This window comes from Type-F symbiont of Plautia stali (assembly GCF_059731105.1).
On sequence record NZ_AP035909.1, the window covers coordinates 412,338 to 428,423 of the forward strand.

Genomic DNA, 16,086 nt, shown 5'->3' on the forward strand with positions numbered 1-16,086 from the left:
GGGACTTTGAAACAACAATGCAAACCTCATCTCCGCTTGCACGTTATGAGCAGGCGCTGTCGCAGGGCGAATTCAGGCCCGATGACGTACAACGTGAAGCGATTACCCGTTTAGACGCCCTGCAGCAGGCGCTGGTTGCCCGGCAACAGGCTGCCGCGCCCGCCTCATCCGGCCTGCTGGGTCGCCTGTCGAAATTGATCGGTAAAGAGAAAAATGCGACGCCCCAGCCTGTTCGCGGACTCTACATGTGGGGCGGCGTCGGGCGCGGCAAAACCTGGGTCATGGATCTCTTTTTTCAGTCTATTCCTGGCGAACGCAAACTGCGCCTGCACTTCCACCGTTTCATGCTGCGGGTGCATGAAGAACTGACGCAACTGCAGGGGCAGAGCGACCCGCTGCTGATTATCGCGGACAAATTCAAAGCGGAAACTGACATCCTCTGTTTCGATGAATTTTTTGTCTCCGATATCACCGACGCGATGCTGCTGGGCACGCTGATGGAAGCGCTGTTTGAGCGCGGCATCGCCCTGGTGGCAACCTCGAACATTCCGCCGGATGACCTCTACCGCAATGGCCTGCAGCGCGCGCGTTTTCTGCCGGCTATTGAGCAGATAAAACGGCACTGTGATGTGATGAATGTGGATGCCGGCATCGACTACCGGCTGCGGACACTGACCTCGGCGCATCTGTGGAACTATCCGCTCAACGAGGCCACCCACACGGAGATGGCGCGCATGTTTAAGGCGCTGTCGGGCAGCCAGCCGGAGGACTCACCGGTGCTGGAAATCAACCATCGCCAGATGCCGACGCTGGGCGTCAGCGACGGCGTGCTGGCCATCAACTTCACGACGCTTTGCGGGGAAGGGCGCAGCCAGCATGACTACATCGCGCTTTCCCGCCGTTTTCACAGCGTGCTGCTCTATGACGTGCCGGTAATGATCTACAAAACCGAAGATCAGGCGCGCCGTTTCCTGGCCCTGGTTGACGAATTTTATGAGCGTCACGTGAAGCTGGTCGTGGCCGCAGAAACCTCGCTGACCGAGATCTATCAGGGGACGCGGCTGAAGTTTGAATACCAGCGCTGTTTATCGCGGCTTCAGGAGATGCAGAGCGAAGAGTATCTGCGCCTGCCGCATCTGCCGTGAGAATAATCAGGATAAATACCGAAATAGGGTTCGATTTTTGCAATCGACTTCTCTATAATCTTGCGACCCCACGTTACAGCAAAGGATTTTTTTCCCAAATCCTCTGTGTTCCAGTAACTCTATCCGAAGGGGTGGCTTGCTGGTCAAAATGGTCGTGTGAGCCTCATTCGTTTACTTAAGCGTTTGGGATTTCACCAACGTGTAACTTAATTTGGGTAAGCTTTTCGATGAAAACTTTTACAGCTAAACCAGAAACCGTCCAACGTGACTGGTTTGTAGTTGACGCAACGGGCAAAACTTTGGGTCGCCTGGCGACTGAACTGGCGCGCCGTCTGCGTGGTAAGCATAAAGCGGAATACACTCCGCACGTTGATACGGGTGATTACATCATCGTTCTGAACGCAGAAAAAATTGCTGTTACCGGCAACAAGCGTACTGACAAGATCTACTATCACCACACCGGCCACATCGGTGGTATCAAACAGGCGACCTTTGAAGAGATGATTGCTCGCCGTCCTGAGCGTGTGATTGAGATCGCGGTTAAAGGCATGCTGCCGAAGGGCCCGCTGGGTCGTGCTATGTACCGTAAGCTGAAAGTTTACGCAGGCAACGAGCACACCCATGCGGCACAGCAACCGCAAGTTCTTGACATTTAATCGGGATTAAAGGCAATGGCTGAAACTCAAAACTACGGCACTGGTCGCCGCAAAAGCTCTACCGCTCGCGTATTCATTAAGCCGGGTAGCGGTAACATCGTAATTAACCAACGTTCTCTGGAACAGTACTTCGGTCGCGAAACTGCCCGCATGGTCGTTCGTCAGCCGCTGGAACTGCTGGATCTGGTTGGTAAATTCGATCTGTACGTCACTGTTAAAGGTGGCGGTATTTCTGGTCAGGCTGGTGCGATCCGTCACGGTATCACCCGCGCTCTGATGGAATACGACGAATCACTGCGTGGCGAGCTGCGTAAAGCTGGCTTCGTAACGCGTGACGCGCGTCAGGTTGAACGTAAGAAAGTCGGCCTGCGTAAAGCACGTCGTCGTCCTCAGTTCTCCAAGCGTTAATTGTTTGCAGCTCCGGCTGCGGCAATTGGCTCAAAAAACCCGCTTCGGCGGGTTTTTTATTTTCTGCCTTCCCGTCTGATAACGGTGAAAACCGTAAGCCCGCGCTCAATTTACCTGCAAAGATTCATTCCACGCCCACAAGCAGCCTAAAATCTGGTAAACTCTGTGTCACTTTGCGCCCGCAGGCCGGTGCGTTATGCGCCTTCCCGCTGTCGGGGCGTCAGTTTTACGGCGCAGCTGACCAGGTTGCGTGCGAGTTCGACAAGCAAGTGAGTCGCCGTGTGGTTGGCTATTCGCAGTATCTTTTTGTGAACAAACTTGGAGGTTTTCATGGCTGTCGCTGCCAACAAACGTTCGGTAATGACGCTGTTTTCTGGTCCTACTGACATTTTCAGCCATCAGGTACGTATCGTTCTGGCGGAGAAGGGTGTCAGCGTAGAGATCGAGCAGGTCGAAATGGATAACCTGCCGCAGGATCTGATTGACCTCAATCCGTATCGCACGGTACCGACACTGGTAGATCGTGAGCTGACGCTGTATGAATCCCGCATCATCATGGAATATTTAGATGAGCGCTTCCCGCATCCGCCACTGATGCCGGTTTATCCGGTTGCCCGTGGTGACAGCCGCCTGATGATGCACCGCATCGAGCAGGACTGGTACAGCCTGATGAGGAAGGTTGAGAACAGCAGTGGTCAGGAAGCCGAAGCCGCACGCAAACAGCTGCGTGAAGAGCTGCTGGCGATCGCGCCGCTGTTTGGCCGCACGCCTTACTTCATGAGCGAAGAGTTCAGCCTGGTGGATTGCTACCTGGCACCGCTGTTATGGCGTCTGCCTTCAATGGGCATCGATTTGATCGGCTCTGGTTCAAAAGAGCTGAAAGGTTACATGAACCGCGTATTTGAGCGTGACTCTTTCCTCGCTTCATTAACTGAAGCTGAACGTGAAATGCGCCTGCAAGCACGGGCTTAACGTATGGAAATGTCGCAACTTACTGCACGTCGTCCCTATCTGCTGCGCGCTTTCTATGACTGGTTGCTCGACAACCAGCTGACGCCGCATCTGGTGGTCGACATCAATCAGCCAGGTGTACAGGTGCCGCTGGAGTACGCGCGTGATGGTCAGATTGTCCTGAACATCGCGCCCCGTGCTGTCGGCAACCTTGATCTGGCGAATGACCAGGTGTCGTTTAACGCCCGCTTTGGGGGTGTTCCTCGTCAGGTTAACGTGCCGATGGCGGCAATTCTGGCAATCTATGCCCGGGAAAACGGTGCCGGAACGATGTTTGAACCGGAACCGGCTTACGAGCTGGATATTCAGGAGGCGTCAGAAGGTCAGGAAGAGACCATGATGTCCGTGATTGATGGCGATCGTCCCGACGATGCCAGCGATAATGAGACACCGCCTGATGACGATCCACCGCCGCGGGGCGGACGACCTTCACTGCGCGTCGTGAAATAACCGCAGCATTCTTAAAACAGATACCCGCCTCTCCGGCGGGTATTTTTTTGCCTGTCAGCCATAAAAAAATCCGGCTGCCTGCGCAAACCGGATTTTTTATCACACCTTCGCTATCAATAGACGTCGCGCAGGTAACGCTTCTCTTTCTTCAGCTGGTCAATATAGTCCGCTGCGCGCTCGCTGGAGAGGCCACCGAACTGGCGAACCACTTCATACAGCGCATTATCCACATCCTTCGCCATGCGCGATGCATCGCCACAGACATAGAAGTAAGCGCCTTCCTGCAGCCAGGCATAGAGTTCTGCACCCTGCTCCAGCATCCGGCTCTGCACGTAGATCTTCTTCTCCTGATCGCGTGAGAACGCCAGGTCAAGCCGCGTCAGCAAGCCATTATCCCGCCAGGCGAGCAGTTCATCCTGATAGATAAAGTCATGTTCCTGATGCTGATCGCCGAAGAACAGCCAGTTTTTGCCCTGCGCGCCGGTTGCCTGACGCTCCTGCAGGAAAGCCCGGAAGGGCGCGATGCCGGTGCCAGGTCCCACCATGATCAGCGGAGCGCTGTTATTGGCTGGGACGCGGAACGCTTTGTTCGGCGAAATAAAGATGGCTGGCTTTTCGCCACGACGTACGCGCTCAGCCAGGTAGGTTGAGCAGACGCCACCACGATTACGGCCGCCGCTGTGATAACGCACCGAGGCAACGGTCAGGTGCACCTGATTCGGATGGGCTTTAGAGCTGGATGAAATTGAGTAAGCGCGATGCTGCAGCGGACGCAGCAGGGCAACAAACTCAGGCACCGCCAGCGTGCGCGTCAGGTCAAGCTGCAGCAGGTCAAGGCTATCTTTGCCCCACAGCCAGACACCCAGCGCATCTTTGTCGTCGTGCTGTAACACATGACGCAGCTCCTGGTTGGTGGTGTTCTGCCCGACCCATTCGATGAGCTTGCGCGACGGTTCAGAGATCTCAAACTGGTAGGTCAGCAGGTCGCCGAGGCTGCGGTCAAAGCCGGGCACTGGCGTCTCGTAGTCGGCATTAAGCTGGGTCAGCAGCAGGCTGACCAGCGATGGCTCGTTGACCGGAATGACGCCGAGCGCATCACCCGCTTCATACTTCAGGCCGCTGTCGGTCAGGTCAAACTCAAAATGTCGGATATCTTTGGCAGACTGCTCGCCAGAGAGGCGCTTGTTGGTGATCAGCGCCGCGGCGTAAGGGTTCGATTTGTTGCTGCCCGGGATGACCGGTGCTTCAGGCGCGCTCTCCAGCACGGTGCCGCTGCTGCCTGCGCTGGCCGCAAACTGAGGCATGGAGCTGTTCAGCCACTCGCTGGATGGCTCTTCATAGTCGATATCGCAGTCGATGCGATCCACCACGCGTTTTGCTCCCAGCTGCTCAAGGCGCATATCGATGAACTTGCCCGCCTGACAGAAGCCGTCATAGCCGGTATCACCGATTGCCAGCACGGCAAAATGCATCTGCTCCAGGCGCGGTGCGGTACTGGCAGAGATCGCATCCCAGAAGAGCTGCGCGTTATCCGGCATCTCGCCTTCGCCGTAGGTTGAGGTGACGATCAGCACATGGCGCATGGTGGCAAAGACGTCGAGGTCGACATCGCCCAGCGCCTGAACCACCGGCACCAGCCCTTTAGCACGCGCCGATTTCGCGGCGGTCTGCGCCAGCGCTTCGGCATTGCCGGTCTGTGAGCCGTAGAGAATGTGCAGTTGCGTGGTCGCGGCTGCGCCTGTGCCCGCAGCGGGTTGCTGCTTGTCTTCTAATACCAGCAGACGGGAGTGAAGACCCGCGAGAAAGCCAGCCAGCCAGTATTTCTGATCGCCATTAAAAGGTGCATCTTCTGGAATATAAGGAATTTTCATGGGTACTTTTACTCAATCCCGTTCTTCCCCGTCATCAGTAACGCTGGCCGGTTTAAGCGGTTCCGCTTTCCCGCACCGCGGTGTGCGGCTGGGGAGAGCGGTTCTGCATCTGTCCGGTACAACGACGACTCCGGGCAATGATCAATGAATAACATTCAGTTCAGCCTGAACAGTGTGACTGTCAGGAGAGTTTGCCCACCGCCGCGGCGATTTCAGGCAAGGCCGCACGTGCAAACAGCTCTTCAAAATCAGGCAGATGGCCCAGCACTTCCCGGTTACAGGCATCCTGATACATGATCCAGCCATAGGTGGCCAGGCTGTCCATGGAGCGGATGTTGCGCTGCGTCAGCGCCGCTTTGTAATCTGACATGCGTTTGGAACCAATCAGACTGGCCAGTTCGTCATCGTTATACGCTTCGATGGCGGAACGGGCATGGCGCTGCAGTTTGCTGATCAGCGAAAAGTCCTCCGTCATCAGCAGATTACGCACGGCTTTTTCTACCGCCGGATCTTCAACCGGTGTCCCTTTCGGTAATTTACTCAGGGCCAGCTGCTGAGCAAAGCTCAGAACGGTGTAGTTGTTAAGCAGAACAAACATCTCCAGCGTATCGGTCGCGCCGTAGGCGGGTACCGCACCGTCAGCAATGGTCTTGCCCTGACGCCAGGCCGCTTTGAACTTCGCAACCTGATGGCCGGCCAGCGCGGTCGACAGCTCTTCGAGCAGATCTTTACGGCTTCTGGCTTTCAGGATCTCACCGCCATCCTGATAGAGCAGCAGCGAGCGCGGCATCACATACACAAAGTGGTGACACTCCGTTTCCCAGTTCTCCAGCAGCCAGGCGGCACGCGGTGAGTTTGTGGCCTCCAGATGCCAGTTCAGCATGGTCAGCACGGCCTGCTTATGCACCTGCGCCATCTCATCCTGATCGGCAATCGAGCCGAAGCGTACTGAATCACCGGCTGCATGGCTGGCGAGTGTTCCATACGGGTCATACTGATAGGCGAAGCCGCCGCTCATGCCGTTACCAAAGCCTTTACCGAAGGTGCCCAGGTTGAGGATGGCACCATTGGTCATATATTCGCAGCAGAAATCCCCTACGCCTTCGACCACGGCTGTGGCACCGGAGTTACGCACCGCGAAGCGGTCACCGGCCTGGCCCTGCACGAACAGGCGTCCACCGGTCGCGCCAAACAGCGCAAAGTTACCGATCAGCACGTTACCATCGCCATCCTGCGCGCCGCCGCCCGGCGACATGATAAACAGCTCACCGCCACACTGTCCCTTGCCGACGCCGTCGTTACAGGTGCCGTAGTGGGTCAGCTGCATGCCATCGTTGCAGAAGGCGCCAAATGACTGACCGGCTGAACCGGTAGTTGAAATTTTTACGGTCGCAGGGGCCAGATAATGGCGACCGCGGTCATCGCTCAGAACCGCAGGCATCGCCTGCAGCTGCGCCGCACTCAGCTGATGGTTCAGCATGCGTTCAATGTCGATCGCCAGCTGGCCCCCCACACTTTTGTTGCGGTTGTTCAGCACGATGCCGTTGCCCAGTGCGACGTCGGTATTGCCCTGATCGACCAGCGCTGATTTCAGCTGCTCAACCCAGCCATCATCCAGCTCAAAATCTTTCTCCAGATAGACCGGTTTCTCAATCTTCAGCTCTGGCACCACGGTGAGCATGGCGCGTAAGTCGAGCTTGCCCACTTCCAGTGGGTGATCCATCAGGTGCAGCAGGTCAGCCCGGCCGCGCGCTTCACGCAGGGAACGCAGGCCCATACGCGCCAGGATCTCACGCACTTCATGGGCGACGTTGAGGAAATACTGCGCCAGCTGACGCGGATCGCCATCAAAGGCTTCGGCGTTGGTCGTCAGGCCCGCCGGGCATTTGACGTTACAGTTTTTCGCCATCACGCACTTCAGCATCATCAGCGCAGTGGTACCGAATTCGAAGCTGTCGCCGCCCAGCAGCGCAGATTTCACCACGTCGCTGCCGGTCTGCTGCGCGCCCGAGCAGCGCAGCTGCACTTTCTCACGCAGGCCGTTGGCGCAGAGCGCCTGATGAACTTCAGCGATGCCGATTTCCGCCACGCGTCCGGTGTATTTCAGGCTGGTTACCGACGCAGCGCCGGTACCGCCGGTGTTACCCGCCACGTTAATGACGTCTGCGCCCGCTTTGGCCACGCCGACCGCGATGGTGCCGATCCCTTCTGAGGAGACCAGTTTGACAATCACGCGCACCCGCGCGGCTTTACAGTCATGGATCAGCTGCGCCAGATCTTCGATGGAGTAGGTGTCGTGATGCGGCGGCGGCGAGACCAGCTCGACGCCTGGCGTACCGCCACGTGCTGCCGCAATCTCAACCGTGACTTTCGCCGCCGGTAGCTGGCCGCCTTCGCCAGGCTTCGCACCCTGACCAATCTTGATTTCCAGCTCTTCCAGCATCGGGTCCGCCAGATAGGCGGCCCAGACGCCAAAACGGCCGGACGCCAGCTGCTTGATGCGTGAGGCACGGATTGTGCCGTGACGGGAGTAGTGCTCGCCGCCTTCACCGCAGTTACTCATGCCGCCGACCATGTTGGTGCCGTGCGCCACCGCTTCATGCGCGGGGGCGACCAGCGCACCGTGACTCATCGCGCCGGAGGCAAAGGTGCGGGTGATTTCGCACGCCGGCTGCACGTCGCTCAGTGTCAGGGAGGGCAGAGTGGTGAAAATACGTGACAGGTAGTCTGCCGCTTTACCGTAAGCGGTTATTTTCAGACCGCCGGTCACCACCTCGCTGCTCTCGATATCGTCGCCGAAGCGGAACTTCAGGGCGTTAGAGAGATTCTGCAGGCGCTCGTTCTCTGGCTTCAGGCCTTCGATCGCATCGGTCAGACGCAGCATAAAGTGATTCAGGCTGCCATCCACCGCTTCACACACCAGACCACGAATGGCAAAGCCGTTGTTGGTCAGTGAGTAGCGTCCCAGTTTGCGGCGGAACTCCGCTTCGCTGTCGATATGGGTCAGATCGGCCGGGAATGTCAGGATGTCACGCAGGGCCGCCGGGCGACGCTTACGCTCCTCATACATCAGGCTGGAGAACTGACGATAGTCGGCCGTGATCGCGAAGTTGTTGATCACCTCATCCGGAATACGCTCGAAGCTGCTGTCTTTAAAGGTTTCTGGCTTAATGCCAAAAGCGTTATCCAGTTTTGCCAGCGTCATCAGACGGATAAAGTTATCCTCTTCGCGCGCTTTATCAGCAAAGCGGATCGGCTCTTCGGTCATATCGATAAAGGTGCGTACGGCAATCGTGCCGTAGGAGTGACCGGCACCCTCTGCGCGCTCTTTAAACAGACCCAGCAACGGTACGTCCGACTCACCCTGAATCTTCAGTGCGCTCTGATGCCAGTCAACGGCCATCTGCGCGATAGCCGCGAAGCCTGCGCCACCCACCGGCGTTTTGATATTCGGGAAGTACTTTTTCAGCACCGGGTCATCGGTGTTGAGGAAGTTAGGTTCAAAAAACTCGCCGCTACTGTAGCTTTCTACGGTACAGAGTCCCACTTTGCCCATGGTTTTCATCAGGGCTTTTTCCGCGGCTTTGGCATAGCGCTTAAAGGCTTTATTGCCTTCTTCACCCTCGCCAAATTTCTCCTCTGCGCGCATCTGTACGCCCAGCGGATAGATTGCTGATGCGCCGAAGCCCAGCGTCGCGGCAATGTGGTGCGAGGAGATGCTCTGGCCGCTTTCCACCACCAGTGACACATCAAGGCGCAGACCTTCCTGCACCAGACGCTGGTTGATGGCGGAAACCACCAGCAGCATCGGGATCGCGGCGTGCTTCGAGGAGATGTGGCGGTCGGTCAGAACGGCGATGCCGCCCTGCGTCCGGGCAAAATCCACCACCTGCTGCGCCAGGTCATCAATCGCTTTTTCCAGGGCGTTCGCGTTGGCGGTCGTGCTCAGCAGATCTTTGCCGATGACCGGCTCATAGAGCATCTCGAAGCGGGCGTAAGGGGCAACGGTCTGCTCACGCAAACGCAGCATATCGAGATGGCTGAGAATTGGTGTCGGCACCACAATCTGACGGCCTTTGCTGCGGCCCAGGTGCGGTTTCGCCCCCAGCGCCACACGCAGCGTCATGCCGTCCACTTCGCGGATAGAGTCCAGCGGCGGGTTGGTCACCTGAGCAAAGCGCTGAGAGAAGTAGTGCGCCATGCCGCCTTCATGATCGGATAAGCCGTTGATGGCGTTGCCGTAACCCATTGCGGAGATCTTCTCTGCGCCGGTATTGAGCATCGGGTCCATCATGAACTTGAAGCTTTCCTGGTTGTAGTAGTAGGCGACAAAGCGCTGATAGGTTTTCAGATCGCCGCGATAGCGCAGCGGTGAACCCTGTTGCTCAGCCGGGATTTCCGGCAGATCGTCCAGCCCGACGCGCGCTTCACGCAGCAGGGCGGAGTAATCTTTCTCTGCGGCCAGTTTTTCCAGCGCCTGCAGCGTGGTGTAGCTGCGTTTTTCACGGTGATCGAAGTAGAGCATGCCGCCCGCTTCGATACGGCCACGACGCAGGACGCTTTCAGGAGGAAAGGCGATCTGGCCCGCTTCGGACATCGCACCGATATAGTCTGCGGTTTCGACTGAGCGCAGCGGGCGCAGGCCCAGACGGTCAAGGCGTGCGCCAATCACTTCGCCATTGCCAAAGATTAAGGCGGCAGGGCCGTCGTTCTTCTCTTCATACAGAGAGAAATACTCCAGCATGTCGCGTACCTCGGTTGACAGCGAGCTGTCATTTTCCCAGGCGGGCGGCATCATGGAAACCACGGCGGTGATCAGATCGAGATTATCTTCCATCAGACGGCTGTGGATACTCTGATCCAGACGCGAACTGTCGGACTGCCCTTTAGGCCGCACGATCTTTTTGCCGCGCGCCAGTGCCAGGGCCGATTCGGCGATGCGGTTTTTCCGATCCGTGTTCAGCTCGCCGTTGTGCGCCATCAGGCGGAATGGCTGCGCCATAGTGGTATGCGGATCGGTGTTGGTCGAGAAACGGGTGTGGAAAAAGAGCCCGCGCACCTGATGATCGGGATCGGTCAGATCTTTGAAGTAAGGAATCACTTCATTGGAGTTCAGGCGCGCTTTAAATACCTGCGTGCGCGACGACAGCGACAGCGGATAGAGCCCGCCAAATTCGCTTTCGGTAAAGGCGCGTGCTTCGATAGTTAACAGGGCGCGGTAGATACGTTGTTCGAAGTCGTTCTGATCGGCCACGTCCTGAGGCGCAGTGAAGATCCACTGCAGAATCGGTAACTGAAACTGAATGGCAGCCGGACGCGTCACGCTGCTGTCGAGCGGCATGTCGCGCTTCATGATCACCGGCAGGCCGAAACTGCTGAGGGTCTCATCCACCAGACGTTCGGCATTCGCGCGCAGCTCAGCATCTTTCGGCACAAAGAAGTTGCCGACGCCAAAGCGACCCGCTTCCAGTGGCTGGCCGGTAATCTTGCGGAAGAAATGCAGTGAAAGGTCAACGTTGACGCCTGCGCCATCGCCGACACCTTCTGCTGACATACCGCCGCGATGCGGCACTGTGCACAGGGCGCTGTGCGCCATCTGCAGAATCTCATGGGTCTGCTCGCCGTCCTTACGCGTAATGAAACCTACACCACAGCTGTCACTGCCTGCTGTCGGATCATACAAGCCATAGGATTGAGGTTTTTTAGTGGACATTGAGGGTCTCCTTAAACTGCTTTGACATTACCTGCACTGTTTCAGGGTCTGGGCGCAACTGAGGCGCAGCTTCATTTTCATCGCCATGCTCTGTCGAGCGCGCGTCATAGCCCTGAGCATTTCTCTCCAGACATCCGTAAAACGTCCTATATTGAGCTGCTCTTCGATTTCCGGTCTCGTAAAGGAGATGACTTAAACCACGCGGGAGTCTTCTTGTTGCATAGATATGCCGAGACAATGGCCCGTCAGGAAAGCTTTCAGCGGATTTCCAACTTATCGGGAAAGCGTAATCAGGTCAAATAGGGCGGCCAGGCGGGCTTATCAGGCGCTTTTCTTGTATAAATATATGAAAGTATTGATTTTTATGGTTTAAAATGTCTCACTCTGCCACCTGGTGATCGGCCGATAAATGTGAACTGACTCACTGTAGTGCAGGCGTCATATCTCTGCACCATGCTGGTGACAGGGTGTCTGGCAGCATTAAATGCTGTCCGGCACCCCTGATACATAGCATGTATCTGTTTTTCTTATGTCGGCCTATTTGAATGAAACAGCGGTTGGTTATAAGAAAAATTAATCAGGCAGGGAATGCTTAAAACAGCACTAAAGTTGAATGAGTATTCATATAAAGGAGAGAGCCTGCGCAACAGGACGCTGCCAGGATATTGAAAAAAGGCCGTCGGGTGAAATCTGCGATTCACAGGCGGCCTTACAGATTATTCATTTGGCACAATCAGTCAAGGGATTTAACCGGTTTGTGCCAAACGTCGCCGAACGGCAGGCCGGATGCACCATAAAAGCGCATTCAATCCCTCATCTTCGCGTGACGTGCTGCGACGTCCGCAGGCTAACTGCGCTATCATGGGGCTGTTTCTTTTCCAGGGAGTCGTTATGAAACAGATTCGTCTGCTGGCGCAGTACTATGTCGATTTAATGGTCAAACTTGGCCTGGTCAGGTTCTCGCTGCTGCTGGCCTCTGCGCTGGTGGTGCTGGCGATGATTGTCCAGATGGCGGTCACGATGGTATTGCGGGGGCACGTCGAGAGTATCGATGTGGTGCGCTCGGTTTTCTTTGGGCTGCTGATTACGCCCTGGGCCGTCTATTTTCTGTCGGTGGTGGTCGATCAGCTTGAGGAGTCGCGGCAGCGGCTGGCAAGGCTGGTGGATAAGCTGGAAGAGATGCGCACCCGCGACCTGGAACTCAATCAGCAGATGAAGGAAACCATCACCCAGCTGAATCAGGAGATCAGCGATCGTAAAAAAGCGGAGCTGGCGCGCGAACAGGTGATGGACAAGCTGCGCGAAGAGGTCACCCGCCGCGAACAGGCTCAGATTGAGCTGGAGCAGCAATCATCCTTCCTGCGCTCCTTCCTGGATGCGTCACCTGACCTGGTGTTCTATCGCAATATCGACAAGCAGTTCTCCGGCTGCAATCGCGCCATGGAGCTGCTGACCGGCAAAAGCGAAAAGCAGCTGATTGGCCTGACGCCGCGCGATATCTACGATGATGAAGCCGCGACCAAGGTGCTGGAAACGGACGAAAAAGTGTTCCGCCATAACGTCTCCCTGACCTATGAGCAGTGGCTGCAATATCCTGACGGGCGCAAAGCCTGTTTTGAGATCCGCAAGGTGCCCTATTACGATCGTGTCGGCAAACGCAGCGGGCTGATGGGCTTTGGCCGCGATATCACCGAGCGTAAGCGCTATCAGGACGCGTTAGAGAACGCCAGCCGGGAAAAGACCACCTTTATCTCCACCATCAGCCACGAGCTGCGTACGCCGCTTAATGGCATTGTCGGCCTGAGCCGCATCCTGCTGGATACCGATCTGAATCAGGAACAGCTGAAATACCTGAAAACCATCCACGTCTCGGCCATTACGCTGGGCAACATCTTCAACGATGTGATTGAGGTGGACAAAATCGAGCGTCGTAAAGTTCAGCTGGATAATCAGCCGCTCGACTTCACCGGTTTCCTTGCCGATTTAGAGAATCTCTCCGGCCTGCTGGCGCAGCCAAAAGGGCTGAAGTTTGTGCTCGCGCCGCAACTGCCGCTGCCTCACATGATCTCCACCGACGGAACGCGTCTGCGTCAGATTCTCTGGAACCTGATTGGTAACGCCGTGAAGTTCACCCAGCAGGGCGAGATCGTGGTGCGCGTCGCGTATGAGCAGGATGAAACACTGCGCTTTGAGGTGCAGGACTCCGGCATGGGTATCCGCCAGGAGGAGCAGGACAAGATTTTTGCGATGTACTATCAGGTTAAAGATCAGCATGGCGGGAAACCGGCGACCGGAACCGGCATCGGGCTGGCGGTTTCACGTCGACTGGCCCAGGCGATGGGGGGAGATATCCGCGTACAGAGTGCGCCCGGCCAGGGCTCATGCTTCACCGTCGAAATTAAAGCACCACGCATCGCAGAAGAAGTGATTGACGAAGGCGTCGACGACAGCCTGCCTCTGCCTGCGCTGCATGTGCTGCTGGTTGAGGATATTGAACTGAATGTGATTGTGGCGCGCTCCGTTCTGGAGAAGCTGGGATGCAGCGTGGAGGTCGCCATGACCGGCAGCGAGGCTCTGGCGATGTTTGACCCGCTGGAGTTCGATCTGGTGCTGCTGGATATTCAGCTGCCCGATATGACCGGGCTGGATGTCTCCCGTGCGATTCGCCAGCAGTATCAGGGCGCGCATCTGCCTCCGCTGGTGGCGCTCACGGCCAACGTGCTGAAAGATAAAAAAGAGTATTTCGACGCCGGGATGGATGATGTGCTCAGTAAACCGCTGGCCGTGCCTGCCCTGACCGCAATGATCAAAAAGTACTGGGACTATCAGGCAGAAACGGACGATGAAACGGCCGCCGTCAGCGATGACAAAACCCGGATGCTGCTGGATGTCGCCATGCTCGAACAGTATATCGAGCTGGTAGGTCCGGGGCTGATTACGCAGAGCCTGACGATGTTTGAGAAGATGATGCCGGACTATCTTGCGGTACTGGAATCGAATCTGATGGCGCGCGACCAGAAAGGAATTGCGGAAGAGGGGCACAAAATCAAAGGCGCGGCCGGGTCCGTCGGGCTGCAGCGTTTACAGATGCTGGCGAAACAGATCCAGAGTCCGGAGCTGCCGGCGTGGTGGGACAACGTGGTTGAATGGATTGAAGAGCTGAAACATGAGTGGCGACACGATGTGCAGGTTCTGCGCGACTGGGTTGCCGGACAGGAGAAGTGAAACGGCAGAAAAAAATGACCCCAGCCGAGGCCGGGGTGCGCGAATACTGCGCCAACACCAGGGAAAATGTTGCGGCCGCTATGATTTGAATAATTAATGCAGCCGCGGGGTATTGGTTAACACTGTCATCACCTTAGCAAATTCATCTTCTCATGTGACAAGATTCATTAAAATGTGTGATGTTGAGCAGCGTTTAAACACAGAAAACATTAATTTGGCAACACAGTCAAGCAAGGAATCAATTTCCGCGTTGCGTTGCTGCTATTTTAACCAGATTTGCCGGTTTTCGTGTACTTTTAACGCGGCTGCGCCGTGTCGCGAAGACCGGACAGCGTAAAAGCGAACCGGCAGGTTCATTTGCCCTGACAGTCAGTGTAACGCGCTGATATTGCAAGCCAGCAGCCTGAAATGAACCGAATCATCCAAAACGATTCGGAATGGCAGAAATGAATCTCAACCTTTGTACTTTTCTGCGTCTGCCGGGTTGCGGGGCAGGGATCGAAAACCGGGTCATTTATGACAGGATTTACGCTGGCCGCTGCTGTTTATTTAGACGTTATAAGAATAGTTCTGGTTAAGAGTTGAACCATTGCGACAACAGAAAAAAATAACAGTTAAGGGTGATGAATGATTTAAACCGGCGGTTATTACCTATTATTAAGTGTTTATCTGGAAAGATGCTAAGCAGTGGCAATGAATGGAACCGATTCCTTTTTTCGGAAGTCCTTGAACTATTTCGATCTGTTGCCGCATGTTGATGCAAAATAGGTGCATGAAGTCTGGAAACGCACCGTTCATTTTCACCGAAAATCGCAAAAAGGCGATTTTTCTGGCAGTGATTACATGAGTAATTGATTAACGTCTGAAACAGGTATGGGAAGATTGCATGAACAAGCATAAAGGAAGCGCCGGACGGCGTATCAGACGGATTGCCGGCCGTCTCCTGCTGGTCTGGCTGGGCGTGTGGCTGGCCGGCATTTTACTCTTTTCGTTTTTACCGGTGCCCTTCTCTGCAGTGATGGTGGAGCGACAGGTGGGGGCGTGGTTGCGCGGTGATTTCAGTTATGTGGCGCACTCAGACTGGGTCGGACATGATGAGATCTCGCCGTGGATGGGGCTGGCCGTTATCGCTTCTGAAGATCAAAAGTTTCCCACGCACTGGGGCTTTGATGTGGCGGCGATTGAATCGGTGCTGGATAACAATGACAGCCGGATGCGCGGAGCGTCCACGCTGTCACAACAGACCGCGAAGAATCTCTTTCTCTGGGATGGTCGCAGCTGGATCCGTAAGGGGCTGGAAGCGGGTCTGACGGTGGGGATTGAGACGGTCTGGACGAAGCGGCGTATTCTGACCGTCTATCTCAATATCGCGGAGTTCGGGCCGGGCATCTTTGGTGTGGAGGCCGCCTCACAGCACTATTTCCACAAACCTGCCAGCCGGCTCACTGCGGCCGATGCTGCTTTGCTGGCGGCGGTCCTGCCGAATCCAATTCGTTACCGTGCCGCCGCGCCTTCAGGCTATGTCAGGTCGCGGCAGCAGTGGATACTGCGCCAGATGCGTCAGCTGGGCGGAGAGGGCTTTTTACAGCGTAATCAGCTTAACTGAC

Annotated in this window: 9 protein-coding genes; 7 read left to right on the top strand and 2 right to left on the bottom strand. The window is 56.1% G+C overall.

The window, feature by feature from the left end; genetic code table 11:
• The first annotated feature begins 17 nt into the window (after positions 1-17).
• The 5 genes from zapE to sspB all read left to right on the top strand — a co-directional run bounded on the left by zapE (position 18) and on the right by sspB (position 3,670).
• Entirely contained in the window at positions 18-1,145 is a 1,128-nt protein-coding gene (gene zapE / locus AC6I7A_RS01845) for a cell division protein ZapE (RefSeq protein ID WP_058957041.1), read from the top strand.
• A 227-nt stretch (positions 1,146-1,372) separates the two neighbouring features.
• A complete protein-coding gene (gene rplM, locus AC6I7A_RS01850) occupies positions 1,373-1,801 on the top strand; it encodes a 50S ribosomal protein L13 (protein ID WP_009092483.1) in 429 nt (142 codons plus the stop codon).
• 15 nt (positions 1,802-1,816) lie between these two features.
• Positions 1,817-2,209: a 30S ribosomal protein S9 gene (gene rpsI, locus AC6I7A_RS01855; protein ID WP_008925401.1), complete on the top strand. Its 393-nt coding sequence runs from the start codon at positions 1,817-1,819 to the stop codon at positions 2,207-2,209.
• A gap of 330 nt (positions 2,210-2,539) precedes the next feature.
• A complete protein-coding gene (gene sspA, locus AC6I7A_RS01860) occupies positions 2,540-3,181 on the top strand; it encodes a stringent starvation protein SspA (RefSeq protein WP_009092481.1) in 642 nt (213 codons plus the stop codon).
• A 3-nt stretch (positions 3,182-3,184) separates the two neighbouring features.
• Entirely contained in the window at positions 3,185-3,670 is a 486-nt protein-coding gene (sspB, locus tag AC6I7A_RS01865; RefSeq protein ID WP_058957042.1) for a ClpXP protease specificity-enhancing factor, read from the top strand.
• 113 nt (positions 3,671-3,783) lie between these two features.
• Here the strand turns inward: sspB and AC6I7A_RS01870 are convergent, their stop codons facing one another.
• Both AC6I7A_RS01870 and AC6I7A_RS01875 read right to left on the bottom strand, forming a co-directional pair.
• Positions 3,784-5,541, bottom strand: a complete 1,758-nt coding sequence (locus tag AC6I7A_RS01870; RefSeq protein WP_058957043.1) for a sulfite reductase subunit alpha — start codon at positions 5,539-5,541, stop codon at positions 3,784-3,786.
• Between the two features lie 181 nt (positions 5,542-5,722).
• Positions 5,723-11,254, bottom strand: a complete 5,532-nt coding sequence (locus AC6I7A_RS01875; protein WP_498004292.1) for a glutamate synthase-related protein — start codon at positions 11,252-11,254, stop codon at positions 5,723-5,725.
• An 891-nt stretch (positions 11,255-12,145) separates the two neighbouring features.
• Between AC6I7A_RS01875 and arcB the strand changes: the two genes are divergently transcribed.
• Complete coding sequence (gene arcB / locus AC6I7A_RS01880) at positions 12,146-14,479, top strand: aerobic respiration two-component sensor histidine kinase ArcB (protein ID WP_058958037.1); 2,334 nt, start codon at positions 12,146-12,148, stop codon at positions 14,477-14,479.
• An 886-nt stretch (positions 14,480-15,365) separates the two neighbouring features.
• The gene (mtgA, locus tag AC6I7A_RS01885; RefSeq protein ID WP_009092475.1) at positions 15,366-16,085 is read left to right on the top strand and encodes a monofunctional biosynthetic peptidoglycan transglycosylase; all 720 of its coding nucleotides are present in this window, start codon (positions 15,366-15,368) and stop codon (positions 16,083-16,085) included.
• The last annotated feature ends 1 nt before the right edge of the window (position 16,086 follow it).

Excerpts from the sequence above, each read along its gene's own strand:
- rpsI (WP_008925401.1), top strand. The coding sequence starts at position 1,817 with ATGGCTGAAACTCAAAACTACGGCACTGGTCGCCGCAAAAGCTCTACC.
- rplM (WP_009092483.1), top strand. The coding sequence starts at position 1,373 with ATGAAAACTTTTACAGCTAAACCAGAAACCGTCCAACGTGACTGGTTT.
- mtgA (WP_009092475.1), top strand. The coding sequence starts at position 15,366 with ATGAACAAGCATAAAGGAAGCGCCGGACGGCGTATCAGACGGATTGCC.
- sspA (WP_009092481.1), top strand. The coding sequence starts at position 2,540 with ATGGCTGTCGCTGCCAACAAACGTTCGGTAATGACGCTGTTTTCTGGT.
- zapE (WP_058957041.1), top strand. The coding sequence starts at position 18 with ATGCAAACCTCATCTCCGCTTGCACGTTATGAGCAGGCGCTGTCGCAG.
- AC6I7A_RS01870 (WP_058957043.1), bottom strand. The coding sequence starts at position 5,541 with ATGAAAATTCCTTATATTCCAGAAGATGCACCTTTTAATGGCGATCAG.
- arcB (WP_058958037.1), top strand. The coding sequence starts at position 12,146 with ATGAAACAGATTCGTCTGCTGGCGCAGTACTATGTCGATTTAATGGTC.
- sspB (WP_058957042.1), top strand. The coding sequence starts at position 3,185 with ATGGAAATGTCGCAACTTACTGCACGTCGTCCCTATCTGCTGCGCGCT.
- AC6I7A_RS01875 (WP_498004292.1), bottom strand. The coding sequence starts at position 11,254 with ATGTCCACTAAAAAACCTCAATCCTATGGCTTGTATGATCCGACAGCA.